A 24033-nucleotide genomic window follows, 5' to 3' on the forward strand; every position below is an offset into this window, starting at 1 on the left:
AGGGAATCGGTTCCCTGCCGGCGGCGCGTTCGTGAGCGGGTCACGCGACCGTCGAGACGGTCAGGCGATCTGATAACCCGACTCGATGCCGTGCAGAGAGGGTTCCGCTACGCCACTCGTGGCGCACCGGCCGTCATGGACCTCCGTACCGATGGTCACGACCAGTCGCATGAGATCGGACATCCGATAGCGGCCCGGTTCCGGCGAATCTAGGAGGCGTGTGTCGAGGAGTTTCTCGAGGAGTCTCTCGGCCTGGTCGATGTCGATGCCGGCGAGTGCCGCGGTGAGGTGCGCGGTGATGTCGTGGTGCCCTGAGATGGCGAGGAGGCGTAACAACGGGGGCAGGTCCTGCCCGCTGGGTTCGCTTTCCAGATCGCGGAAGCTCACCGTGAAGGCGGAACGGAGGGACATATCGCCTACCGCCAGTTCACCGAGGCGGTGGTGTTCGCTCTCCAGCTTGTCGGCCAGCCACCAGAGGGGCCAGTGGGGGCGGGAGGTCAGGCGGGCGGCGGCGATGCGGAGGGCCAGGGGGAGGGATTCGCAGTAGTGGGTGATTCGCAGGGCCGCTTCGGGCTCCGCGGTCACGCGGTCCTGGCCGGCCAGGGCGGCGAGCATGGCGACGGATTCCTGCTCGGACAGGGGGCCCAGGTGGTGGACGGCGCAGCCGAGGGTGGTCAGGGGGCGGCGGCCGGTGACCAGGACGCCGGAGCGTTCTCCTGGGAGCAGCGGTTCGACCTGGGAGGTGTCCACCGCGTTGTCGAGGACGACCAGGATGCCTCGGCCGGTCGTGAGGGAGCGGAAGCGGGCCGCGGCCTCGGCGGTGTCGGGCGGTACGTCCATCGGTGCGACGCCGAGGGACCGCAGCATGCGGCCCAGGGCTTCGGCGGGGTGGAGGGGTTTGAGGTCTTCGCGGGAGCCCTGCAGGTCGACGTACAGCTGGCCGCCGGGGAAGTGGTCGCGTAAGCGATGGGCCAGGTGGACGGCCAGCGCGGACTTGCCCATGCCGCCACCCCCGGTGATCACGACGGCGCCGGATCCGCCAGGGTCGGTCATGAGCCGCTGGAGAGAGGAAAGGTCCTGCTGCCGGCCGGTGAAGGCCGGGATGTCCCGGGGCAGTTCCAAGGGCGGTTCCAGGGGGCGCGGCATGGAGGCGGCAGGGCTCTCCTCGGCCGGGCGGCCGCTGTGAACGCCACCGCGTCCCGCGTCCTCAGGCCCGCTGGGGGCGGGCCCGGCGCGATCTGCCAGAGATCTGCCCTCGAGGATGGCCTGATGGAGTTCGCGCAGGTCAGGCCCGGGTTCCAGGCCGAGTTCCTCCACCAGGGACTGCCGGGCCCGCCGGTAGGCGTCCAGGGCGTCGGCACGGCGGTCCGCAGCGTGCAGGGCCCGTATGAGCTGCGCCCACAGGCCCTCCCGCAGGGGATGCTCGCCCGTCAGGCCCTGGAGCTCGTGGATCAGCTCGGGGCCCCGGCCCTGCAGCAGTCCGGCCTCGATGCGGGCTTCGGCGGCGGTCAGCCGGCGCTCGTCCAGCCTGCTCACCTCGGCGGTCACCGTCGTGGTCAGCAGGGCGTCGGAGTAGGGCTCCCCACGCCACAGGGCGAGCGCCTGGGTGAGGAGGAGGTACGCCTCCTCGGCGGCGCCCTTGGCGAGTGCCGCGCGCCCCTGCGCGGTGAGGGTGTCGAAGCGGGCGACATCGGTCATGTCGGTGGGGCAGCGCAGCTCGTAACCGGACGCCCGCGTGAGGATGGTCTCCCCGGTCAGGTCGCCGAGCGCGCGCCGCAGTTGCAGGATGTAGCCCCGGATCAGCGTCGCCGCCGTCGTGGGCGGGTCGGCCGGCCACAGCTCCGCCACCATGTGCTCGATGGAGACGTACCGGCCAGTGCCGATCAGCAGCAGCGCGAGCAGGGTGCGGGGCCGCGGTCCCGGGACGGGCGCCCAGTCGGAGCCGGTCCAGAGACGCATCGGGCCAAGGACCTGTAACCGCATCCGGGCCTCTCACCGCCCTTCGGTCGACACCCTTCGCCGGAAACAGACCTGATTTCCGGCCGCCCATCAGGAACCGAAGGCGCGCCTGCGAAGGGCGGAACTTCCCCGTACCGGGTCAGGCTGCCGCAAATCACCGCAACCGTGTAGGTGTTTGCGTCTGGCTGCAAAGGCGCAGGTAGTGAGCATGCGGCTCTGCGCTCGCGCCGGTGGCCGAGATGGCGGCGGCCCCTTCGCCGGCAGGGCTTCCCAGCGGATCGGACGCCGAGATCGGCGGCCACGGACGAGGACGAAAAGCGGTTGCCCGCAAGGACGAGATCGCGGAGCATCCAGTCTCGTGACGATCACCGAGCAGGAACCGGACGGCCGCTCTCGTCCGCTGGCCTTGGTCACCGGAGTCGGGCGCACGGTGGGCATCGGCGCCGGCATCGCGCGGCGCCTGGCGGCGTCCGGATGGGACATCGCCTTCAGCTACTGGACGCCGTACGACGACCGCATGCCCTGGGGTGCCGAGCCCGGAGCCGCCGAGGCCGTCCGGGCCGAGCTGGCCGGGTACGGCGCGGCGAGCGTGGCGGTCGAGGCGGACCTCGCCGACCCCGGCGCGCCGGCCGAGGTGTTCGAGGAGGCCGAGCGTCGGCTGGGTCCGGTGGTGGCCCTCGTCATGTGTCACTGCGAGTCGGTCGACTCGGGCCTGCTCGACACCACCGTCGAGAGCTTCGACCGGCACTTCGCGGTGAACGCCCGTGCCACCTGGTTGCTGATCAGGGAGTACGGCCGGCGCTTCCGGGGAGCGCCCGGCACCGGGCGGATCATCGCTCTCACCAGCGACCACACCGTCGGCAACCTGCCCTACGGTGCGAGCAAGGGCGCCCTGGACCGCATCACGCTGGCCGCCGCCCACGAGCTCGCCCACCTCGGCGTGACCGCGAACGTCGTCAACCCGGGGCCGGTCGACACGGGCTGGATGTCGGAGGAGGTGAAGGCCGGCTGCCTCGCCCGGACTCCGCTCGGCCGCCTCGGCACGCCCCAGGACACCGCGCACCTGGTCGATTTCCTCTGCTCACCGGAAGGACAGTGGATCAACGGCCAGCTGCTGAAGAGCAACGGCGGCTCGGCCTGACCGCCGGTACGCCGGCCGACCGATGAGGGAGGACGATGTCACGGCTCAGAGACCTGTTCCGGCGACCCGCGGGGCGGCGCGAGGCGGACGGGGAACGGGTGCTGGACTCCATGCGCCGGCTGGTCGAGAGGTCCGCGCGAGGGGGGCGCCACACCTTCGACGAGCTGGCGCGGGTGGCCTTCACGGCGGTCGTGGACGACGAACTCGCCGACCGTGCGCTGGACACCCTCGCCGGGGCGGGTCCCGGCCTGTGGATCGCCCTCGATCCGGGGATCCGCCCGTGGGCATACGGATTCGCCGGGGATCCCCACGTCGAGCGGGCGGCCACCGTGCTCGGGATGCGCACCCCTCTCGCCGTCGCGCTGGCGGCCTGCGTGCGGAACGGGCGCGACCGGGAGCGGGCCGTCCGGCATCCCCTCATGCGCGCGGATGCCCGCCTGCTGCCGGTGCTGGTGATCCGGGGCACCGACTGGGCCGACCAGGTGCGGGAGGCGGCGCTGCGGGTGCTCGCCGAGGTCCTCGCCGACCCGGGCCCGGCCGCCCTGACGGCCGCCGTGCCGGTGGCGGTGCGGCTCGGCGACCGGGCCCGGGCGGAACCGGTGACGGGGATGATCCGGGACGCGCTCCTCAGGGCGAGCGACGACACCCTTGACGAGGTACGCCGCTGCGGGGATCGCCGCGCGCGGCGGCAGGTGTACGAGGTCCTGCTGCCGGCGGGGCGGCTGGACACCTCCCGGCTTCTGACGGCGGCGCTGCACGACCCCGACGTGGTCGTGCAGACCCGATGCGCCGGGGCCCTCGCCGCGAAAGCTCTTGCCGGAGGCGGCTCCGAGACCCCTGGGGACCATCGGTCCGGGGTGGGCGAGGTTTCCGAGGACCAGGCCCCGGTGCCCGGGGAGTCCGGTGGCCGGGCGCGTCCGCCCGGCCGGGTACGAGACTGGACGGCGCCGCTGGAGGAGCTCCTGCAGCGAGGATCGGCGGGTGTCCGGACCGAGGCGCTCACCGCCCTGGTGCGGCTCGGCCACGCCGAGCCCGCGCTCGGTTTCCTGGCCGACCCGGCGTCGAGGGTGCGCCTGACCGCGCAGTGGGGCGTCCGCAGGGGAGGCGGTGATCCGGCCGAGCCGTACCGCCGGCGGCTGTCCGCGTCCACGACCGGATCTCCTGTGCGGGGCGCGCGTGAGCTGCTGGCCGGGCTCGGGGACTGCGGCGGCCGGGAGGACGCCGCCCTCGTCCGTCCCTACCTCCGCGACCCCCGCCCCCGGGTCCGCGCCGAGGCGGTGCGCACCCTGCTTCGCCTGGGGGACACGGCGGGCCTGGCCGTCCTGCTGGAGGACCCCGCCCCCGTCGTCGTCCGGAACGTGGTGGAGGCCCTGCGCGGATCCGACGAGCGTTTCCCCACCCGGCGGCTGCGGGCACTGCTCGCCCCCGGCCGTCCCCGGCACGTACGGCTCGCCGCCTACCGGCTCCTGCGCGAAAGGGACGCCTGGACCCGCGTCGAGGCCGACCTCCTGCTCGTGACCGACCAGGACGAGACGCTGAAGGACCGCGCCCGCACCGACCTGGCGACCTGGTTCGCCAAGGACGCCGCCAGGCAGTTCATGCGCGGCCCCGACCGGGTGCGCGGCGACCTGGAGGCCCTGCTGCCCGGGGCCGAACCGATCGTGGGCGCGGAGACGGTCCGCCTGCTCCGCCTGCTCGTCCGCGGAGCCGGTCGGCGGGCGGCGACTTGACAGGCACGGCCCCCCATTTTTATACAAGTCGTATAGGAGACTTCGTGCATACGCGCACGTCACGGCCCATCTGAGGGCCGTGGAAGGCCTGTCCCTTCGGGGGAAGGAGGCCCGAGATGGCGCGACCGGTCGGAATCGATCTCGGGACGACGAACTCGGTGGTCTGCGTGCTGGAAGGCGGCGAGCCGACCGTCATCACCAACACCGAGGGTTCACGGACCACCCCCTCTGTGGTCGCCTTCGCCAAGGGCGGTGAGGTGCTGGTCGGCGAGGTGGCCAAACGCCAGGCCGTCACCAACGTCGATCGGACGGCGCGGTCGGTCAAACGCCACATGGGCGACACGTCCTGGCGGTTCCCCCAGTCGGGGAGCGTCGACGGCAAGAGGTACACCGCTCAGGAGATCTCGGCGCGGGTGCTGCAGAAACTGAAGCGTGACGCCGAGGCCTACCTCGGGGAGGACGTCACCGACGCGGTGATCACGGTGCCCGCGTACTTCGACGACGTGCAGCGCACCGCCACCAAGGAGGCGGGCGAGATCGCCGGCCTGAAGGTCCTGCGGATCATCAACGAGCCGACCGCGGCGGCCCTGGCGTACGGCCTGGACAAGGAGAACGACCAGACGATCCTGGTGTTCGACCTCGGCGGCGGGACGTTCGACGTGTCGCTCCTGGAGATCGGCGAGGGCGTGGTCGAGGTCAAGGCCACGGCCGGCGACACCCACCTGGGCGGTGACGACTGGGACCAGCGGATCGTCGACCACCTGGTCAAACGGTTCAAGAACGGCTACGGGGTCGACCTGTCGAAGGACAAGATGGCGGTGCAGCGGCTGCGTGAGGCGGCCGAGCGGGCCAAGATCGAGCTGTCGGCCACCACGGAGACCAACGTCAACCTCCCCTACATCACCGCCTCCGCCGAAGGCCCGCTGCACATGGACGAGAAGCTGACCCGCGTCCAGTTCCAGCAGCTCACGCAGGACCTCCTGGACCGCTGCAAGGGCCCGTTCCACCAGGCCGTGAAGGACGCCGGCATCGAGGTCTCCGCCATCGACCACGTCATCCTGGTCGGCGGCTCGACCCGGATGCCCGCCGTGGTGGATCTGGTGCGGGAGCTGACCGGCGGCAAGGAGCCGCACAAGGGCGTCAACCCCGACGAGGTGGTGGCGGTCGGGGCGGCCCTGCAGGCCGGGGTGCTCAAGGGCGAGGTCAAGGACGTGCTGCTCCTGGACGTCACCCCGCTGTCGCTGGGCATCGAGACCAAGGGCGGCATCATGACGCGCCTCATCGAGCGCAACACCACGATCCCGACCAAGCGCTCGGAGGTCTTCACCACGGCCGAGGACAACCAGCCGTCCGTGGCAATCCAGGTCTACCAGGGCGAACGCGAGATCGCGGCCTACAACAAGAGGCTCGGCATGTTCGAGCTGACCGGCCTGCCACCCGCCCCGCGCGGCATCCCGCAGATCGAGGTCGCCTTCGACATCGACGCCAACGGCATCATGCACGTCTCGGCGAAGGACCTCGGCACCGGCCGGGAGCAGTCGATCACCATCACGGGCGGCTCGGCCCTTCCGAAGGACGACATCGACCGGATGATGCGGGAGGCCGAGCAGCACGCCGACGAGGACCGCCGCAGGCGCGAGGCCGCGGAGACCCGCAACACCGCCGAGACGCTCGTCTACACCACCGAGAAACTGCTGCGCGACAACCCGGACAAGGTGCCGGGCGATGTCAGGTCCGAGGTCGAGGCGGCGATCGGCGAGCTGAAGGAGAAGCTGAAGGGCGAGGACGTCGGCGCGATCCGCGAGGCCACCGAGAGGGCCGCCGCCGTCGCACAGAAGATCGGACAGGCGATGTACGCGCAGACGGGGGCGGGCGCGAGCGGAACCCAGCAGGGGGCCGGCGACCAGGAGGAGGTCGTGGACGCCGAGATCGTCGACGAGGACAGGCACCGCGAAGCCGGGTGACCCGCCCGGCTCCCCGCGGCGCGGAAGGGAGCACCGGCGCCCTTCCCGCGGGGCTCCGGCAGGGGAGCCCGCCGAACCCGGCGGGTTCGGCCGGGCCGCGGCCCCCGGCCGATGCCGGGCATCAGCTTCCGCCGCCCGACCGCAGGCCGTGCTTGTCCATCCACCCGGCGAGGGACGCGGCGATGGCGGCGGGCTGGTCCTCGGGGGTGTGGTGGCCGGCCACCCCGTCGTGATGCACGATCTCCAGGGCGGCGATGTTGGCCGCGCACCAGTCGATCATGTCCGGCCCCATCATCACGTCGAACCCCGGCCGGAAGGTGAGCAGGAGCTTCGGCACCTCGACGCTGGTGAGCAGCCACTGGTCGTACGCCTCGACCCTGGCCACCACGTCGGCGGGTTCGCCGCCCAGCGGCATGGACCGCGCCCACCGCAGCAGCGGCAGGCGGCTCTCCCGGGTGGGGTACGGCGCCCGGTAGACGTCGTGGTCCTCCTTGCCGAGGGTGCCGGTGGCGGTGTGCGCCAGGCCTTCGATGAAGGCGTTCTGGTCCAGGAGCATGGCCTCGCCGACCCCGTCGGTCTTGATCGCCCGGAACAGCTCCCGGCCGGCCTCCGGGAACTCCTCCCAGGCCATGGGCTTGACGATCGTCTCGGTGAACGCCAGGCCGCGTACGCGGTCAGGGTGGCGGGCCGCCCAGTCGAAGGCGAGCGCGCCGCCCCAGTCGTGCCCGACCAGCACCACGCCGTCCAGGCCGAGGGCGTCGAACCAGGCGTCGAGGTAGCGGGCGTGGTCGGCGAAGGTGTAGTCGATGGCGGGTTTGCCGGACTCGCCCATCCCGATCAGGTCCGGCGCCAGCCGCCGGCCGGGGTCGCCGACGGCCGGCAGGACGTGGCGCCACAGGTGGGAGGAGGTGGGGTTGCCGTGCAGGAACACCATGGGCGCCCCTGTGCCGGTCTCCCGGTAGAAGATGGTCGAATCGAGGACGTCTTGTGTGGGCATCGTGGTTCTTTCCGTTCAGTTGTTGAGACCCATGACCCGGTCCACCGTGATCTCGATCTCGACCCGGTCCGGCGGGGCGGGTGGTGGTCCCGCCGCGCCGTCCCAGGTGAACCGGACGGCGACCACGTGAGGGGTGCCGTCCGGCCGCAGGGTCGTCAGGGTGGCCAGGTGAGGCTCGGCGAGGAATGCCTCGGAGGGGCCGCGCAACGCCACGGCCGCCGTCCTCCGGCTCACTTGAAGACCGCCGCGTTGCGCCGCGCCCAGTCGGCGAAGTCGCGGGGCGAGCAGCCGAGCACCCGCTCGACGTCGGGGCTCACCTGCCGCTCGGCGTCCGTCGGCTCGCCGAGGATCGTCAGGGTGCCGTCCGCCACGATCTCGGGCATGAAGGCCACCATCTGCGCGCGGGCCTCCTCGCGGGTCTGCTCGACGAACTCCACCGGCTCCCCGAGCGCGTCGCCGATGGCCTGAGCCCGCTCACGCGGGGTGACCGGCGCCGGCCCGGTGAGCACGTACGTCCGGCCGGTGTGCCCGGCCTCGCGCAGCACCGCGGCCGCGACCTCGCCGATGTCGGCGGGGTCGATGAAGGGCAGGGCGACGTCGCCGAACGGCGCGGCGGCCGTGCGGTGCGCGCGGATCGGCTCGGCCCACATGTAGGAGTTGGTGAAGAAGCCGCCGGGCTGCAGGATGGTCCAGTCCAGGCCCGAGTTCCGGACGGCCTCCTCGAACGCCCGCGGGTGCGGGTACATCTCGGGGCGGGTCCCCGCGCCCTGGGAGGACAGGTGGACCACGCGCCGGACACCGCCGGCCTCGGCGAGGTCCAGGATGGCGTGCGGGTCGTCGCCGGCGGTGAGGAGGAACAGCGCGTCGGCGCCGTTCAGCGCCTCGCGCAGGGTCTGCGGCGACTCCAGGTCGGCCCGCACGTGACGGACGCCGTCCGGCACCTGCGTGGTGTTCCGCGAGACGGCCGTCACCTGCTCGCCCGCCTCGGCCAGTGCCTGCACGAGGGCCCGCCCGACGTTCCCGCTCGCACCCGTTACCACGATCATGAGAAGCTCCGTTCCTTTGTTCCGGTGTTGCGAGGAACAAGTTAGTCAGTCGACTGACTTTGAGGAAGGGCTTACTTTGAAGTAAGCTCCCCACGTGCGGGAATGGAACCAGGTCAGCGAGTGGACGTCCGGCCAGTCAGGTGAGGTGCCTCACACCGACTGCCCGGTGCGCAAGGTGCTCGACCACGTCACCAGCAGATGGGGTGTGTGGGTGCTGATGGCCCTCGCCGGCGGGGACCTGCGGTTCCACGAGTTGCGCGGTCGCATCCCGGGCGTCAGCGAGAAGATGCTCTCCCAGACGCTTCGGACCCTGGTCCGCGACGGCCTGGTGTGGCGGGCGGTCGAGCCGGCGACCCCGCCCCGCGTCACCTACGGGCTGACCCCCCTCGGCCGGGGCGCCGGCGAGCCGATGGCGACGCTGCTGGGCTGGATCCGCGACCACGCGGGCGACATCCTGGCCACCCAGTCCGAGTACGACCGGGCCTGCGCGAAGTGATCGCACGGCCGCGGTGACCGCCTCCTGACCCGGGTCTTGACGGGCCGGAAGATCGGGCTGACACTCGGGGAGATCACCCGGGCCCTCGACCGGCCCGGCGCGACAGGAGATGTCGACCGGCTGCGGGGCGCCCTGACCACGGGAGCAGGCCATGCTCACCCACGTACGCGCACGACGACCCCGGTCCCGCGCCGTCCTCGCGGCGGCCGCGCTGCTGGCGACGCTCGCGGTGTGGCCGGCGGCACCCGCCACGGCGTCCGCGCGGGCCCTGCCGGACGGCCAGGCGCTCACCCCGCCGATGGGCTGGAACGACTGGAACGCCTACGGGTGCGGCGTGTCGGAGGCGCTGGTCAAGCAGACGGCCGACAAGCTCGTGTCCTCGGGCCTGGCGGCGGCCGGGTACCGGTACGTCAACATCGACGACTGCTGGATGCAGCACAGCAGGGACGCCGCGGGAAACCTCCAGCCCGACTACGCCAAGTTCCCCGACGGGATCGCCGGCACCGCCGCGTACGTGCACTCCAAGGGCCTCAAGCTCGGCATCTACGAGGACGCCGGCACGGCGACCTGCGCCGGCTACCCCGGCAGTCTCGGGCACGAGACGCAGGACGCCCGCACGTTCGCCGCCTGGGGCGTGGACTACCTCAAGTACGACAACTGCAACAACAACGGCAGCTCCACCCAGCAGCAGTACATCGCCCGCTACTCGGCCATGCGGGACGCCCTCGCGGCCACCGGCCGCCCGATCGTCTTCAGTATCTGCGAGTGGGGGACCACCAAGCCCTGGACATGGGGCGCCGGCGTCGGCCACCTCTGGCGTACCACGGGCGACATCTCCGCGAACTTCTCCAGCATGCTGTCGATCTTCCGCGCCAACGTCCACACGGCCGCCTACGCCGGGCCCGGGCACTGGAACGACCCCGACATGCTGGAGGTCGGCAACGGCATGTCGGCCACCGAGGACCGGGCGCACTTCAGCCTGTGGGCGGAGATGGCCGCGCCGCTGCTGGCCGGGAACAACCTGGCCGGGGCGAGCGCCGCCACCCTGTCGATCCTCGGCAACCGGGCCGTGATCGCGGTCGACCAGGACCCGCTCGGCCGCCAGGGCGTCCTGCTGTCCTCCTCGGGAGGGCGTGACGTGCTGGCCAAGCCGCTGGCGGGCGGCGACGTCGCCGTGGTGCTGTTCAACGAGAGCTCCTCGGCGCAGACGATCAGCACCACCGCCGCGGCGATCGGCAAGTCGGGGGCGTCGAGCTACACCCTGACCGACCTGTGGGCCGGCACCACCGGCAGCACCGCCGGGGCGATCAGCGCGAACGTCCCCGCCCACGGAGTCGTCATGTACCGGGTGGCGGGCGGCGCCACGACCGACATCACCACCGGCCCCCTGCGGGGTACCGGCTCCGGCCGGTGCCTCGACGTGCCGGACAACAGCCAGACGAGCGGCGTCCAGGTGGCGATCTGGGACTGCAACGGCGGGGCCAACCAGCAGTGGACGCTCACCCCCGATGGCCGGCTGCAGGTGTACGGCGCCAAGTGCCTGGACGCCTACGACAACGGCACCGCCGCCGGCACCAAGGTCATCATCTGGGACTGCCACGGAGACCCGAACCAGCAGTGGCGAATGAACGCGGACGGTGCCGTCGTGGGCGTCCAGTCCGGCCTCTGCCTCGACGTCACCGGGGCGGGCACCGCCAACGGCACCCTGGTCCAGCTGTGGACCTGCAACGGCGGCGCCAACCAGAAGTGGAGCCGCTGAACGTCCCTTAAGGGGCCGCGATCGGCGGGCGGCCCGCCATAAGCGATACTGATCCGGTGGACCCCCACCTCCTGCGGACGTTCGTGGCGGTCGTCCGCCACGGTTCCTTCTCGGCGGCGGCCCGGCAGCTGGGCTACACCCAGTCCGCCGTCTCCCAGCACATCGCCGCCCTGGAGACCGACCTCGGCACGACCCTGCTCCACCGGCGTCCGGTCGGCCCCACCAAGGCGGGGGACCGGCTGCTCGAACACGCCGCACCGCTCCTGCTGCGCCTGGACGCCGCCCGCGCCGACGTACTGAGGGTCGCCGGAACGCCACCCGGACGGCTGGAACTCGCCATGACGCCGCTCGCCGCGACGCCCCGGGTGGCCGAGGCCCTCGCCGGGGCGCGCCGCTCGGCGCCCGGCCTCCAGGTCGGCGTGCGGGTCGAGGGACGCCAGGCGGTGGTGACCGGCGTGGTGGCGGGGGAGTACACCCTCGGCCTCGTCGAGGGGGTGGCCGCGCCCAGCGACCCGCTGCGCCTGTCCGAGGCCGGGAACCTCACCCACGTCGCCGTGGCCGAGGAGCCGCTCGCCGTGCTCCTCCCCGATGACCATCCGCTGGCCCGGCGGGCCGGCCTCCGCCTGGGCGACCTGGTCGACGCGCGCTGGATCGACGCCCCCGACGTCGCGGCGCCGCTGCCCGACCTGCGCGCCGCCGCGCAGTCGGACGCGCCGCGCCCCTCGCTCCGCTACGACGGCACCGACGTCACGGCTCTGGTCACGCTCGTCGCCGCGGGGCACGGCCTGGCGATCGCGCCGCGGCGGGTGACGGCGGGCGTGCCCGGCGTCCGCGCCGTCCCCCTCACCCTCCCGCGTCTGGTCCACCGGACCGAGGCCCTCCACGGCCACGACCCCGGTCCCGCCGCCGCGGCGCTCGCCGCCGCCCTCGCCTTCCAGGCGCGGCCCTGACCGGTCACGCGGCGTGGTCGCGGGCCTGACCGGGTTCGATGCCGCCGGGTTGCGGTAGGGCAGGCAGTGCGGGGGAGGACCGCGGGGTCCGGCCCCCGCCGACAGGGAGGTCACCGTGACACGCGACGAGGTACAAGACGGGGAAGGCTACGACGCCACGCCGTACGTCCCCGCGGACGCCGGCCTCGAGGCGCTGAGAAGCGCCGCCGCGGGCTGCCGCGGCTGCCCGCTCCACCGGAACGCCACGCAGACCGTCTTCGGCGAAGGGGACCCGTCGGCGCGCGTGGTGCTCGTGGGGGAGCAGCCGGGCGACCAGGAGGATCGGCGCGGGCACCCGTTCGTCGGGCCCGCCGGCGGGGTGCTCAAGCGTGCGCTGGAGGAGGCCGGCATCGATCCCGGCCAGACGTACACCACCAACGCGGTCAAGCACTTCAAGTTCACCTTCACCGGGGGAGGAAAAAGACGCATCCACAAACCGCCGAGCCTCCGGGAGGTGTCGGCGTGCAAGCCCTGGCTGGCCGCCGAGCTGCGGATCGTCCGGCCCGAGGTGATCGTCGCCCTCGGCGGCACCGCCGGCAAGGCCCTGCTGGGCTCGTCGTTCCGGGTGACCAAGGAACGCGGCGCGCTGCTGCCGTTCCCTCCTCCGGACGACGCGGGCGGCCCGTGGAAGGAGCTGCTCGGGGACGGTGAGATCCACCTGCTCGCGACCATCCACCCCTCGGCGGTGCTGCGGGCCGAGGACCGCGACGCGATGTACTCGGGGCTGGTCGCCGACCTGCGCGTCGCCGCCGACGCCCTGAGCTGAGGGCCGCGGGCGGCCGGCGCGGAGCCCTCAGAGGCGGATCACGATGAGGGCGATGTCGTCGCTGGTGCTGTGCAGAGGATCGAGGTCGGCCAGGAGGGCGTCGGCCAGGGCCTCCGGCTCCTGGCCGCCGTGGCGGGCGAGGCTGCCGGCCAGGCGTTCCATGCCGATGTCGATGTCCTCGCCGCGCCGCTCGACCAGGCCGTCGGTGTACAGCACGAGGACGTCCCCGGCCTGGTAGGAGGTGCGGGCCTGCGGCGGGCGCATCAGCTCGGGGGTCGCCCCGAGCGGGGCATGGGTCGCCCGGTCGAGGAACTCGACGCTCCCGTCCGCGTGCAGCAGGAGCGGCGGGAGGTGGCCCGCCGAGCTGTAGGCGATGCTGGACGTCTCTTTGTCGATCACCACCTGGACGGCGGTGGTGGCGAGGGCGCCCTCGATGGAGCGCGCGTAGAGGCACAGGACCTCCAGCGCCCGGGCCGGCCCGTCGACGGCGCGGGTCGCCGCGCTGAGCGCGCTGCGCAGCTGGCCCATCACGCAGGCGGCCGGCAGCCCGTTGCCCACGACGTCCCCGACGGCGACGGCCAGGCGGCGCTCGTCGAGTTCGACCAGGTCGTACCAGTCGCCGCAGACGTTGAGGGCCCCCACGGCGGGCAGGTAGCGGACGGCCGCGCCGGGGTACTGCTTGGCGGAGATCTCCGGGAGCATCGCCCGCTGCAGCGCCAGCCCGACCTCGTGCTCACGGGCGTGCGCCTGCCTGAGCTCCTCGTTGGCCCGCTGCAGCTCCAGCGTGCGCGCGTAGAGCTCCGCGTCCAGGTTGTTGGACTGCTCGGAAGGGTCGAGGACCACCTGTTCGCCCTGCAGTTGCCGGACGAACGAGGTGATGTCCTCGGCTCGGTGGATGATCAGCTCCACCTCACCGTCGGGGCCGAGGACGGGGGCGTTGATGGGGCACCAGTACCGCTCCTCGAACACCCCCGGTTGCTCGGCGACGGGGATGTCGTACTTCTGGATGGCCAGGGTGTCCCTCATGCCGGTGTTGAGCACCCGCTGGAGCGAGGCCTTCATGCTGCGGATGCCGTCGCCCTCGGTGTCGGCCGGGTTGCCGGGGAAGACCTCGAAGATGTACCGGCCGATCAGCTCCTCGCGCCGGCGCCCGGTGGCCTCGAGATACGCGGGGTTGGCCTCGACGATGATCAGATCGGGGTTCAGCACCAGGATCGGGCTGGGCGTGGCGGCGAAGACAGCCGCGTGGTCCATCGCGCGCCGCATCGCGTCCACCCCCGTCCGCGACATCTCAGGACCGTGCTACCTCACCCAACTGTACGACTGTCGCCGACCGCTAGGAACCCGTTCAAAACGCCTTTGACGTGCGAAAATGTAGATTTCCGCGAGGGTCAGCCGATGGCGCGGCGAAAGCGGTCCCGCAGGTCGGCGAGGCGCTGGACCGGCTCGTTGGCGAAGACGATGCGGAGGTACGACGCGCCGGCCGGTCCCCAGCCGTCCATGGGGGTCGCCGCGACCCTCCCCCGCTCGAACAGCAGGCGGGACAGCTCGGCGGGCGACAGCCCGAGCGGCCTGGTGTCGACCAGCAGCGACCAGCCACCGTGCGGCCGTACGACCGGGTAGTCCGCGAGCTGAGCCAGCACCGTCCGGCAGCGGCGCCCCCACTCGGCGGTCGCGGCGGCCACGTCGGCGTCGGCGTCCGGGGCGCTCAGGGCGGCGGCCACGGCCTCCTGCGCCAGCCCGACCTGGCAGACGACGTTGGTCAGGCCGACCAGCCGGATGTCGGCGAGGATCTCGGCCGGCCCGGCCACCCAGCCGACCCGCCAGCCGATCATCCGCAGCTCCTTCGACGCCGAGCCGACCGTGATCGTACGGCCGGCGAGGCCCTCGTGCGCGGCCGGGTGGCTCGGCGGACGGCCGTCGAAGCGGATGCGCTCCATCGCGGCGTCGTAGATCAACCAGGCGTCGTGCCGCTCGCAGGCGGCGGCGAGGGCGGACCAGTGGGCGTCGTCCAGGACCAGGCCGGTCGGCATGGCGGGTCCCATCATGAGGACGGCGGCGGTGGCGGGTCCCACGGCGGCGGCCAGCCGCTCGGGGTCGACGGTCCAGCCCTCCGGGGTGGGCTGCGCGGGGACGAAACGGGGGATCCCGCCCGCGAGCCGCACCCGGTTGACCAGGCCCGCGTAGATCGGGTCGCACAGCACCACCTCCCGGCCCGGCTCGACGGTGGCCAGGAGCGTGTTGAGGACGCCGTTCAGCCCTCCGGCCACGCTCACGCACTCGGTGGCGGGGTCGTACGGGCGTCCGCTGATCCGGCCCACGTGCGCGGCCGCCGCCTCCCGAAGCGAGCGATGGCCCTGGAACGGCAAGTAGCTGTTGGCCTCGTCGCGGTCGACCGCCGCCCGCGTGATCTCCAGGGCGACGGCGGGCGGGCGGATGTCGGTGTCGAGGTTCTCCAGGCGCAGCAGAGCGGGGTCGGCCGCCGCGTCCGCGGCGTCGCCCACCGCGTCCACGCCGATGCCGGGGATCTCGCGCAGCCGGGACACGGTCATGTCGAATACCTCCATCACTTTACCGTTACGTCCGTACCACTATGCTGGTACGCATGGATCTGGGGCAAGTGGTGGGTGGGAACGTACGGCGGCTGCGGACAGCGGCGGGCATCTCTCTGGCCGATCTGGCCGAGGCGGGCGGTGTCAGCAAGACCACGCTGCACGGCATCGAGCAGGGGCAGGGCAACCCGACGCTGAGCACGCTGTGGGCCCTCGCCGCCGCGCTGCAGGTGCCGCTCGGCGAGCTGCTGGAGACCCCCGCCCCCGCGGTGGAGGTCGTACGGGCCGCCGAGGGGCGGCCCAGGGTGGAGGGGGACGCGGTCGGCGCCCGCCTCCTCCACCGCATCCGGCTGCGGGGCGTCGTCGAGGTCTACGACGTCGAGGTGGCGCGGGCCGTCCAGCGCTCCGACGCGCACCTGGCGGGAGTCGAGGAGTGTGTCGTGATCACCGAGGGGCGGGTCACCACGGGGCCGGCCGATGCCCCCGCCGAGCTGTCCGAAGGAGACTCCGTCCGCTTCGACGCCGCCCGCCCCCACCTGTACCAGGGGCACGACGCGCGCAACCGCGCCGTCCTGCTGATGCTGCACCGCGACTGATTCATGAGGAACGCCGCCACCGGTGAACGAGCCACACGAACGCGGCGCCGACGGCGTACCAGAACAGGTCGGGCGGGTTGAAGGTCGAGCCGAGGACCAGCCGGGCGACGACGCTGCGCTGCGACAACTCCGCCGGAACCGAACTCAGCTGGGCGAACTCCACCGCCCAGCTCAGGCCCAGCGCGACGCAGGCGGCCGTCACGGGCCGCACGCGGGGCGCGACCGCGACGATCAGTGTGTGGACGAGCACGGTGTAGAGGGCGTCCCCCGCGTACTTGGCGAGATCGCCGCCCGCGAGGGCCCTGATCCCGAGCCCGGCGGCCACGGTGAGCGCCGCCGCCCCGACCGCGGCGAGGCGGGCACGCAGAAGATCGACCATCCGGGCACTCTACGCGTTCCTCCTGATCGCGGGCGCCGGCCCGGCGCCGCCGTCCGCGGTGCCGGGCCGGTCGCGAGGTCAGCCGTCGATGCGGTGGGTGGTCCAGAAGGAGCTCAGGTCCACCGAGGTCGCGGCCTGGGCGGCGGCCTTGAACTCGGCCGTCGTCGAAATGCCGTACCAATGGGAGGCGGCGTAGTTCCTCAGGAGGGTCTCCATGGCCGTCGCGCCGATCGTGCGCCGAAGGTCGTGCAGCGCGCACTTGCCGTAGGTGTAGACGACCGTGCCGTACCGGCTGGAGTGCGCGTCCCAGTACGCCATCGAGTTGCTGATCTTCTCGGCGGACGACTGCCAGGAGACGCTGTTCCAGCAGCCGGTGCCGGAGATGCCGTTGTAGAGGTCGGTGGCGTAGTCGGCGAACGACTCGTCGAGCCACGGGCTGTTGTACTCGTCGTCGCCGACGATGCCGTACCACCACTGGTGGGCCAGCTCATGGGCGAGGGCCGTGGAGCTCACCAGGTCGAGGATGAAACCGGGGTACTCCATCCCGCCGAACCAGAAGTTGTTGTCGAGCACCACGTCGACCTCGCCGTAGGGGAAGGCGCCGAACCGCCCGGCGTGGGCGACCAGCGCGTTCTTGGCGACCGTCAGCATGGAGTTCGCGCTGCTGGAGCTGATCGCGCTGGTGCGGTAGACGTTCACCGTGACGCCGGTGCCGCTCGTGCCGGTGATCTTGGTGAACGGCCCCGCGCCCCAGGCGAACTCGCGGACCTTGGTCGCGGTCGCCGTCGTGATCGTGCGGCCGCTGCCGCCCGGTGTGTCGACGGAGGTGCCGGTGGCGGGCACCAGCAGCGAGCTCGGGTGGTCGAGGGTGACCTTGAAGTCGCTGATCAGGGCGTAGAAGGACTCGCCGTTGTCGGTGTACGGGTCGAGGTGCCAGCCGCTCGCGTCACGGACGGCGAGCACCGGCAGCGCGTTGCCGATGAAGTTGTAGGCCCCGTCGTGCCCGAACCGGTCGGCGCCACTCGGCACGCTGATGCTCAGGTCGAACCCCACCGATCCGCTCTGGTTCTGCGCGAGCGGCGCGGGCAGCGTGATCTTGAGCGCGGTGCAGGAGACGGACAGCGCCGACGGCGTGCCCCCGGTCACGTTGGTCACGGTGATCGGGGTGGAGGGGCAGGAGCCGTGGTAGTTGTCCCACAGCCGCAGGTAGACCTCGGTGAGCGGGTCGGCGGAGGCGTTGGTGAAGCTCACGCTCTCGTGCCCGGTCCACACGCTGCCCGAGGAATTGCTGGTCAGGTTGACCGTGTACGAGGGCGTGACCGGGGTCCGCGTGCCGTCGGCCGCGGACGCGGGCGGCTGGACTCCCCCCAGCAGGAGGACCAGGGCGCTGGCCGCGTAGATCAGGACTCGTCGCACCATCAAGGCGGGCTCTCCCTTCGAGCGCCAGGACCCCCCTGCCGACGTAACGTAACTTCCTGTCAAGTCGCGGTCAATGCGCCGCGCGCCGCGACTGGCGGAGCCTTTTCCTGCGGGCGCGCGCATGGAAAAAGGCGACAAACAACGCCAATCGCCCTGGCTTCGCGCCAGGGCACGTGCTCGGCGGTCCGGAAGGTCAGAGCTCGGGGCGGCCCTCGTCGGTGCGGTGCACGCGCGTCCAGGTCGCGCCGCACCCGCAGCGGTACTCCTCGATCAGTTCGCCGTCCTCGGTGACGGCGAGGCCGTCGTTGACACGGACGTGGACGTGCTGGCTCATGGAGACGTTCCTCCGGGGTCGGGCGGGGGCGGCGGGGGCCGTGAGCAGGGCCGATGTCCTCACGATACCGGCCCTGCCCGTGGCGCCGGGGACTACGCCCAGGGCTGCTCGACGACCCAGGTCACGTCGTCGGCCCATGAGGCCGCGTTGTCGAAGGCGTTCGAGCCGCCGTCGCTGGCGATGTAGACGACGTTGGCGTAGTGACGGATGAACCGGTCGGGGAAGTTGTAGGAGGCGAGCGAGGTGCCCTGGCCGCTCTTGCCCGCCTGCGGGCAGAAGGTGGCGTCCGAGGCGAACAGCGAGCTGCCGTCGTTGTGCTGCCGGTACAACTGGTAGTTCTGGTGGCGCAGGTAGTCGCCGGGGTAGTTCTTCGACTCCAGCGACACGCACGAGCCGTTGGCCAGGCCGCTGCGCACGATCCACGTGGCGTCGTTCTTGTCCAGGGACGAGCTGGACGAGGTGATCACCGAGGTGACGGCCTGGTCGTTCTGGTGGCGGATGTAGCGGGTGGTGCAGCAGGACGTCGTCGCGCGCAGCGAGATCGACGAGCCGGGGGTGAGCGTCCCGCCGGGGCCGCCGCCCGACGTCGCGTACCCGGCGGCGGTGATGTTGGCCTGCACCGCGTTCTCGGTGGCCGCCGACGGATAGCCGGAGGTCATCACGCCTTCGTAGAAGGTGCCGCGGGCGCCGTGGCTGTTGTCGCCGCCGATCCCGAGGATGATCGCCCCCTCCTTCTTCATCGGGTTGTAGCCCGCGACGTTGGGGCGCTTTCCGTCGTAGAAGGTCGACAGGCCGCCCGACTGCGCGTTGCCGGCCCTGATCGCCCAGTGGTTCGGCTCACCCTTGACGATGGCGGTGAGGAACCGGTGGCCGATGCTCGGGTCGTTGGCGTTGTAGCCGGCGTTCACCCCGGAGAACAGGCCGTTCTCCAGGTCGGCCATCACCCAGGGGCCGTTGCCGGTGCCGTACCCCCAGACCTTGATGTTGCCGAAGTAGATGGCCTCCATGGTGCCGTTGCCGTTGTCACGGCTGTTGGTCTCGGCGTTGCCGTAGTCGAAGCAGCAGCCGCCGTTGTAGTGCGTGCCGTCGAAGACGGCGTACATCCCCTCCGGCTGGTCACCCTTGGCGACGCCGTTGGTGGTGTTGTTGCGGTACCCGGTGCCGGGGGCCACGTAGACGCCGTAGGCCTTGTGCCCGCCGACCGCGATCGGTGCCGCGGTCGCGTCCGCGAGGTTGTCGTACCCGCCGGGCGCCGGGCCGGAGAACCCGCCGGGGGGCGCCTGGGTGAGGCGGTTGTTACGCCCGGACTGGTCGTAGATCACGGTGATGAGGCAGGTCGTGCCGGCGCAGAACGAATCCTGCGCCGCGGCGTTGGCGTATCCGCCCGCGCTCAGGACGCCGATGTCGCGGGTGGTGTTGTCCGAGGAGCGGCGCACCTGGTACAGCGGGCCGTTGTAGGAGGCGTACAGGGCACGGGTCGTGCTGTGCGCCGCCACGCACGGCGTGCCGCCCGCGGCGTAGATGTCGCACGGCTGCGACGCCGCGGCCTGTGACGGTGTGGAGGTGCCGGCCAGCAGGCCGGCGGCCAGCGCGACGGCCGCGCCCGTGGACAACAGTGCCTTTTTGAGATGCCGTAATCCGGACCGGGGTGTCATGGTGGACCTCTGCCTTTCGCTGGGGGGATACCGCGAATGCCGAAAATCCCGGGCATGCGTCATCGGCCGGAAAGCGTGAATGGCCGCCGTGCGGCGATGGTGTGCCCGATGACCTGCGACATCGCGACAGCTATGGAAGGGAAGGTGTTTTTGTTAGCGCTAACATTTCTAGGTGATATACGGCCTCCGGAGACGTTGTTCATGTGGGGGGTGACCGGCTCACTATGGAACGGAAGCGTATGTTGCGTCAAGGTTTCCGATGAATGATGAAAATGCGGCGGGTCAGGGATCGTTCCCGAAACCCGATCATCCATCTCGGGTCCACCGCGTTCCACCAGGCCGGGCCGGGCGGGGCAGGCGGCCGGGCGCGGCGATCGTCCGGTCGCGCGGACGACAGCGTGATGAAACGGACGCCGGAGCCTTGACGGTGGACGGGGCAGGCTCCAGGCTGTTCGGCGTGCCTCACGCCTCTGATGATCGACGACCGGTGACGATCCAGCCGGGGCTGGTCTCGGTGACCTTCCGGCGCCTGACGGCCGAGCAGGTGGTGGCGTCGGCCGCGGAGGCGGGGCTGGCGGCCATCGAGTGGGGCGGGGACGTTCACGTGCCCCACGGCGATCTGGCCACCGCGCGCCGGGTCGCGGCCATGACCGCGGAGGCGGGCCTCGCCGTGGCGTGCTACGGCTCCTACTACCGCCTCGGCCACTCCTCCGCGGAGGGACTGGCGCCCGAGACCGTGGTCGAGACCGCCGCCGAGCTCGGGGCCCCGACCATCCGGGTGTGGGCCGGGAGGATCGGCAGCGCGGAGGCCGACGCGGCCTACTGGGACGCGGTCGTCGCCGACGCGCGCCGGATCGCCGAGCCGGCCGGGGCCGCCGGGATGACCGTGTCGTTCGAGTACCACCGCGACACCCTCACCGACACCCGGGCGTCGGCGCGCCGCCTGCTGAGCCGGCTGGACGGTGTGCCCGTTCGCACGCTCTGGCAGCCCGTCCCCGAGCGGGATCGCGCGGAGAACCTCGGCGACCTCCGGGACGTCCTCCCGTGGCTGCAGCACGTCCACGTGTTCACCTGGACCGCGGCCGGGGACCGGCTGCCGCTGGCCGACGGGCTGGACGACTGGGAGGCCTATCTCGGTGTCGCGGCCGAGGGGGGCGCCCGCTACGCCCTTCTGGAGTTCGTGGCCGGCGACAGCCCCGCCCGGCTCGCCGAGGACGCGGCCACGTTGCTGGCCGTGCTCCGCGCGCCGCGGCCGGCGTGATCCTCGGTGTCACCGCCCGCCGGCATCGGCCGGGCCCCGGGCGGTCAGCGTGAGACCGTCGCCGCCGGGCCACCTGAGCGTGATCCGGTCGCTCACCTCCACTGACGGGACGCCGCCCTCGTCGTCGCCCAGGACGGCCAGCGCCACCGCCCAGCCGTCCTCGGCGACCCCCTCCACGACGGGCACCAGGGCCGGACGGCCGAACGCCGTGCCCGAGGCCGCCTCCCGCGCCGACGCGGCCCCGTAGCCGTACAGGCCGACCAGCCGCGAGCCGGGCGCGCCGGCCGAGGTCAGGGACACCGACCGGCCCTCGACGGCGGCGGTGGCGCGGGGGAGCGCCCACCCGCTCTGGCGGACGCGGGAGCCGGGCGCCACCCGGTGCACCCGCACCTCGGCCGCCCCCCGCAGCACGGTCACGCTCTCCACCCCGCCGGCGGAGGAGGCCGCCCAGGCGAACCCGCCGGTCGAGCCCGCCTCGCGCGGTTCGATGAGGCCCCGCGCCGTGACGGTCCCGTCGCCGAGGACGATGCCGAAGTGGTTGTCGGGCACCTCGCCCGGCGCGGTCGGCCCGGTGTGGGAGGAGTAGGCGCAGCGGTCGTACAGCGGGTCGCCGGGATGGTCCTGGCTGCCGTGATTGACCAGGCGGCCGATCCCGCCGGAGTTCAGCACCAGCAGTCCAGGCTCGGGCAGGACGGCCAGGCCCTCGGGCCCGGGTTCCTCCACGGCCGTCCACAGCGGGTGGCCGGCGGGCGCGAGCAGCCCGGCGAACGCCTTCGCGGCCCAGTAGGGCGACGCGGAGCCGGAGTAGGGCTGAAGGCTCGCCTCGTGCGGCCCGTACCAGCCGAGCGTCAGCAGGTTCTCCTCCGACAGCGCCCCGTGCTCCAGGGCGTGACGGAGCGCTCCGGAGGCCAGCCGGCGGGTGGCGCCGGGCGAGAGCGGCGTGCCGCCGGTCACCCCGCCCAGCATCGGCGCCGCCGCCGCCGCGAACCGGTAGGTCATCGACCGCCCCTGGTAGAGGGGACGCCCGTCGCCGCCGAACGTCAGCGCGAAGCCGCCGAGGAACTCCCGCAGCCGCCGTTCGTGCGCGGGCATCGGCACGCCGGACAGCAGCCCGTACAGGATCGGGTAGAAGTGCAGAGCCCAGCCGTTGTAGTGGTCGAAGGCGCGGCCGGGGCCGTCGGAGTACCAGCCGGATCCCCTGTAGAAGCCTTCGATCCGGGCCAGGCCGCGTTCGATCGCCGCGCGCGAGGCCTCCACGTGCAGGCCTGTGGAGGCGAGGAACCCGCCGACGGCCACCGGGAAGAGCCACCAGTTGTTGTCCGCCGGCTCGTGGTCGAAGACCGTGGCCAGGTACACCCCGAGCCGCCGGCGCTCGTCCGCGCCGAGGCCGTCCCACAAATACGGGCGGGTCAGCCACAGGCCCAGCGCCAGCGAGGCGCACTCCACCATCGGCTGGAAGCGGTCGGCCACCGCGGGCCACACGGCGGGGCCGTTCACCAGCCCGGCGCGGTAGGGGGTGAGCAGGTCGGCGGGCCCGCCGCCCGCCACCCGGAAGGCGGCGATCAGGAACGTGCGGGCGAAGCCCTCCATGCCGTCGCAGTCCGACCAGCTCGCCCGGCCGGGCAGCCGGATCGACGCGCCGTCCGCCGAGCGGTACGGCTCCACCGCCGCGAGCAGCCCGTCCGCCACCGCCTCCCAATGCCGGCGCGTCCAGCCGGTGTACGGGCTGAGTGAGCGATCCTCTTCGGGCAGGTCGAACACGGCGGCTCCTGGGGGTCGGAAATCGCTCGCGCGACTCTAACCGCCCCTCTCACGGACCCACAAGACCGATTGATCGAACGAAAGAGAAGCGTTCAGAACGAAAGTGACATCGGCTAGGATCGAGCCACTTGACCGAAGGAGCCCCCTTGTCTGTCGAACAACGCCGCAGCCTCATTCTCCGCCAGGTCCGCGCGCGAGGGTCGGTGCGGCTCACCGACCTGGTCGAGGAGCTCGGGGTGTCCGCCGTCACCCTGCGCCGGGACGTCGAGCACCTGGCCGGCCAGGGCCTGCTGATGCGGGTGCACGGCGGTGTGACCCTGCCGCCCTCGCCCGCCGCCGGCCCCAGCCCGGGTCCGGGCCCGGCGGCCGCCGCCCGGCTGACCGTCGGCATGCTGGTGCCCTCCGCCCACTACTACTACCCCGAAGTGATCAAGGGGGCCCAGGAGCGGGCGGCGGCCGCCGGGGCCCGCCTGGTGCTCGGGATCTCCCGCTACGAGGACGACGAGGAACGCGCGCAGGTGCGCCAGCTGATCAAGGACGGTGCCGACGGCCTGCTCCTCACCCCGAGCCGCCAGCCCGACGAGTCGCACGCCGAGTGGCTGGCCGGCCTGCCCGTGCCCGCCGTGCTCGTCGAGCGGCGCGCGGAGCCGGCCGGACCCGGCTCGATGTTCGACGCCGTCGCCTCCGACCACGCCCACGGCGCCTACCTGGCCGTCCGGCACCTCGCCGAGCTGGGCCACCGCAGGCTCGCGCTCGTCGCCTACGCCAGCCCGACCACGCCCAGGATCAGGGCCGGGGTGCTGGCGGGCGCGCAGGCCCTGGGCATGGAGCGGCCGGCGGAGATCGTCATCGACCGCGAGCGCGCCCTGGACCTGTTCATCGCCGACGTGCTGCGCCTGGTCCGCGAGGACGCCGTGACCGGCCTGGTCGCCCACAACGATGAGGACGCCCTGTCGCTCGTCAGGAACCTCACCGCGGCCGGGGTGGACATCCCGGGGGAGGTGTCCCTGGTCGCCTACGACGACGAGGTGGCCCGTTTCTGTTCGCCCTCGCTCACCGCGGTGGCGCCGCCCAAGGCGGAGGTCGGGCGCTGCGCGGTGGACATGCTGGTCATGCGGCTGACGCAGGGCGTCTCGGCCCCGGGACGGCACCTGGCCCTGCTGCCGGAGCTGCGCGTGCGGGAGTCCACCGCCGCGGCACGGTGACGATGTTTCGCCTCCATTTCGTTA

21 protein-coding genes are annotated in these 24033 nt (G+C 72.5%); 10 read left to right on the top strand and 11 right to left on the bottom strand.

Features of this window, described 5'->3' with window-relative positions; genetic code table 11:
• Positions 1–60: 60 nt before the first annotated feature.
• The gene (locus KIK05_RS04815; protein WP_214409290.1) at positions 61–1959 is read right to left on the bottom strand and encodes an AfsR/SARP family transcriptional regulator; all 1899 of its coding nucleotides are present in this window, start codon (positions 1957–1959) and stop codon (positions 61–63) included.
• 358 nt (positions 1960–2317) lie between these two features.
• Here KIK05_RS04815 and KIK05_RS04820 point away from each other — a divergent pair, with 358 nt between their 5' ends.
• The 3 genes from KIK05_RS04820 to dnaK all read left to right on the top strand — a co-directional run bounded on the left by KIK05_RS04820 (position 2318) and on the right by dnaK (position 6794).
• Positions 2318–3100 (top strand): SDR family oxidoreductase, encoded by a 783-nt coding sequence (locus KIK05_RS04820; protein ID WP_308249750.1) that lies wholly within the window; start codon positions 2318–2320, stop codon positions 3098–3100.
• A gap of 35 nt (positions 3101–3135) precedes the next feature.
• Entirely contained in the window at positions 3136–4830 is a 1695-nt protein-coding gene (locus tag KIK05_RS04825) for a HEAT repeat domain-containing protein (protein WP_214409292.1), read from the top strand.
• A gap of 116 nt (positions 4831–4946) precedes the next feature.
• Complete coding sequence (gene dnaK, locus KIK05_RS04830) at positions 4947–6794, top strand: molecular chaperone DnaK (RefSeq protein ID WP_214409293.1); 1848 nt, start codon at positions 4947–4949, stop codon at positions 6792–6794.
• Positions 6795–6915: 121 nt separating this feature from the next.
• Here dnaK and KIK05_RS04835 read toward each other — a convergent pair whose 3' ends face one another.
• Genes KIK05_RS04835 through KIK05_RS04845 form a run of 3 tightly spaced genes read right to left on the bottom strand, consistent with a single transcriptional unit; the run spans position 6916 to position 8837 of the window.
• Positions 6916–7791 carry a haloalkane dehalogenase gene (locus tag KIK05_RS04835; RefSeq protein WP_214409294.1) on the bottom strand — a complete coding sequence of 292 codons (876 nt, stop codon included), beginning with the start codon at positions 7789–7791 and terminating at the stop codon, positions 6916–6918.
• 15 nt (positions 7792–7806) lie between these two features.
• Positions 7807–8004 (bottom strand): pyridoxamine 5'-phosphate oxidase family protein, encoded by a 198-nt coding sequence (locus KIK05_RS47950; protein ID WP_308249751.1) that lies wholly within the window; start codon positions 8002–8004, stop codon positions 7807–7809.
• Between the two features lie 17 nt (positions 8005–8021).
• A complete protein-coding gene (locus tag KIK05_RS04845) occupies positions 8022–8837 on the bottom strand; it encodes an SDR family oxidoreductase (protein ID WP_214409296.1) in 816 nt (271 codons plus the stop codon).
• 94 nt (positions 8838–8931) lie between these two features.
• Here KIK05_RS04845 and KIK05_RS04850 point away from each other — a divergent pair, with 94 nt between their 5' ends.
• The 4 genes from KIK05_RS04850 to KIK05_RS04865 all read left to right on the top strand — a co-directional run bounded on the left by KIK05_RS04850 (position 8932) and on the right by KIK05_RS04865 (position 12847).
• Positions 8932–9333 carry a winged helix-turn-helix transcriptional regulator gene (locus KIK05_RS04850; protein ID WP_308249752.1) on the top strand — a complete coding sequence of 134 codons (402 nt, stop codon included), beginning with the start codon at positions 8932–8934 and terminating at the stop codon, positions 9331–9333.
• Positions 9334–9484: 151 nt separating this feature from the next.
• On the top strand, positions 9485–11092 hold the full coding sequence (locus tag KIK05_RS04855) for a glycoside hydrolase family 27 protein (RefSeq protein ID WP_250562204.1): 1608 nt from the start codon (positions 9485–9487) through the stop codon (positions 11090–11092).
• Between the two features lie 56 nt (positions 11093–11148).
• Positions 11149–12042 (top strand): LysR family transcriptional regulator, encoded by an 894-nt coding sequence (locus tag KIK05_RS04860; protein WP_214409297.1) that lies wholly within the window; start codon positions 11149–11151, stop codon positions 12040–12042.
• Positions 12043–12157: 115 nt separating this feature from the next.
• Positions 12158–12847: a UdgX family uracil-DNA binding protein gene (locus KIK05_RS04865; RefSeq protein ID WP_214409298.1), complete on the top strand. Its 690-nt coding sequence runs from the start codon at positions 12158–12160 to the stop codon at positions 12845–12847.
• Between the two features lie 27 nt (positions 12848–12874).
• On the opposite strand, the gene KIK05_RS04870 is transcribed toward KIK05_RS04865, so the two are convergent.
• Complete coding sequence (locus tag KIK05_RS04870) at positions 12875–14137, bottom strand: PP2C family protein-serine/threonine phosphatase (RefSeq protein ID WP_214409299.1); 1263 nt, start codon at positions 14135–14137, stop codon at positions 12875–12877.
• A 101-nt stretch (positions 14138–14238) separates the two neighbouring features.
• Positions 14239–15414 (bottom strand): pyridoxal phosphate-dependent aminotransferase, encoded by a 1176-nt coding sequence (locus KIK05_RS04875; RefSeq protein ID WP_214409300.1) that lies wholly within the window; start codon positions 15412–15414, stop codon positions 14239–14241.
• Positions 15415–15452: 38 nt separating this feature from the next.
• Between KIK05_RS04875 and KIK05_RS04880 the strand changes: the two genes are divergently transcribed.
• Positions 15453–15995: a helix-turn-helix domain-containing protein gene (locus tag KIK05_RS04880; RefSeq protein WP_214409301.1), complete on the top strand. Its 543-nt coding sequence runs from the start codon at positions 15453–15455 to the stop codon at positions 15993–15995.
• A gap of 1 nt (position 15996) precedes the next feature.
• Here KIK05_RS04880 and KIK05_RS04885 read toward each other — a convergent pair whose 3' ends face one another.
• From KIK05_RS04885 to KIK05_RS04900, 4 genes are all read right to left on the bottom strand, one after another.
• Positions 15997–16374 carry a ribosomal maturation YjgA family protein gene (locus tag KIK05_RS04885; RefSeq protein ID WP_214409302.1) on the bottom strand — a complete coding sequence of 126 codons (378 nt, stop codon included), beginning with the start codon at positions 16372–16374 and terminating at the stop codon, positions 15997–15999.
• 78 nt (positions 16375–16452) lie between these two features.
• Complete coding sequence (locus KIK05_RS04890) at positions 16453–17793, bottom strand: M1 family metallopeptidase (RefSeq protein ID WP_214409303.1); 1341 nt, start codon at positions 17791–17793, stop codon at positions 16453–16455.
• Between the two features lie 193 nt (positions 17794–17986).
• Complete coding sequence (locus KIK05_RS04895; RefSeq protein ID WP_214409304.1) at positions 17987–18127, bottom strand: hypothetical protein; 141 nt, start codon at positions 18125–18127, stop codon at positions 17987–17989.
• Between the two features lie 92 nt (positions 18128–18219).
• Entirely contained in the window at positions 18220–19740 is a 1521-nt protein-coding gene (locus KIK05_RS04900; protein ID WP_214409305.1) for an alpha-L-arabinofuranosidase B, read from the bottom strand.
• Positions 19741–20269: 529 nt separating this feature from the next.
• On the opposite strand from KIK05_RS04900, the gene KIK05_RS04905 reads away from it, so the two are divergent.
• Entirely contained in the window at positions 20270–21043 is a 774-nt protein-coding gene (locus KIK05_RS04905) for a sugar phosphate isomerase/epimerase family protein (protein ID WP_214409306.1), read from the top strand.
• Between the two features lie 9 nt (positions 21044–21052).
• Here the strand turns inward: KIK05_RS04905 and KIK05_RS04910 are convergent, their stop codons facing one another.
• The gene (locus KIK05_RS04910) at positions 21053–22804 is read right to left on the bottom strand and encodes a DUF2264 domain-containing protein (RefSeq protein WP_214409307.1); all 1752 of its coding nucleotides are present in this window, start codon (positions 22802–22804) and stop codon (positions 21053–21055) included.
• 146 nt (positions 22805–22950) lie between these two features.
• On the opposite strand from KIK05_RS04910, the gene KIK05_RS04915 reads away from it, so the two are divergent.
• A complete protein-coding gene (locus KIK05_RS04915) occupies positions 22951–24009 on the top strand; it encodes a substrate-binding domain-containing protein (RefSeq protein WP_214409308.1) in 1059 nt (352 codons plus the stop codon).
• The last annotated feature ends 24 nt before the right edge of the window (positions 24010–24033 follow it).

This window comes from Sphaerisporangium fuscum (assembly GCF_018531465.1).
In the GTDB taxonomy this organism is placed as follows: Bacteria; Actinomycetota; Actinomycetes; order Streptosporangiales; family Streptosporangiaceae; genus Sphaerisporangium; species Sphaerisporangium fuscum.

What these genes read in the sequence shown, in the direction of transcription:
- KIK05_RS04815 (WP_214409290.1), bottom strand. Translation starts at nt 1,959, where the DNA reads ATGCGTCTCTGGACCGGCTCCGACTGGGCGCCCGTCCCGGGACCGCGG.
- KIK05_RS04825 (WP_214409292.1), top strand. Translation starts at nt 3,136, where the DNA reads ATGTCACGGCTCAGAGACCTGTTCCGGCGACCCGCGGGGCGGCGCGAG.
- dnaK (WP_214409293.1), top strand. Translation starts at nt 4,947, where the DNA reads ATGGCGCGACCGGTCGGAATCGATCTCGGGACGACGAACTCGGTGGTC.
- KIK05_RS04835 (WP_214409294.1), bottom strand. Translation starts at nt 7,791, where the DNA reads ATGCCCACACAAGACGTCCTCGATTCGACCATCTTCTACCGGGAGACC.
- KIK05_RS04845 (WP_214409296.1), bottom strand. Translation starts at nt 8,837, where the DNA reads ATGATCGTGGTAACGGGTGCGAGCGGGAACGTCGGGCGGGCCCTCGTG.
- KIK05_RS04855 (WP_250562204.1), top strand. Translation starts at nt 9,485, where the DNA reads ATGCTCACCCACGTACGCGCACGACGACCCCGGTCCCGCGCCGTCCTC.
- KIK05_RS04870 (WP_214409299.1), bottom strand. Translation starts at nt 14,137, where the DNA reads ATGTCGCGGACGGGGGTGGACGCGATGCGGCGCGCGATGGACCACGCG.
- KIK05_RS04875 (WP_214409300.1), bottom strand. Translation starts at nt 15,414, where the DNA reads ATGGAGGTATTCGACATGACCGTGTCCCGGCTGCGCGAGATCCCCGGC.
- KIK05_RS04880 (WP_214409301.1), top strand. Translation starts at nt 15,453, where the DNA reads ATGGATCTGGGGCAAGTGGTGGGTGGGAACGTACGGCGGCTGCGGACA.
- KIK05_RS04885 (WP_214409302.1), bottom strand. Translation starts at nt 16,374, where the DNA reads ATGGTCGATCTTCTGCGTGCCCGCCTCGCCGCGGTCGGGGCGGCGGCG.
- KIK05_RS04890 (WP_214409303.1), bottom strand. Translation starts at nt 17,793, where the DNA reads ATGGTGCGACGAGTCCTGATCTACGCGGCCAGCGCCCTGGTCCTCCTG.
- KIK05_RS04895 (WP_214409304.1), bottom strand. Translation starts at nt 18,127, where the DNA reads ATGAGCCAGCACGTCCACGTCCGTGTCAACGACGGCCTCGCCGTCACC.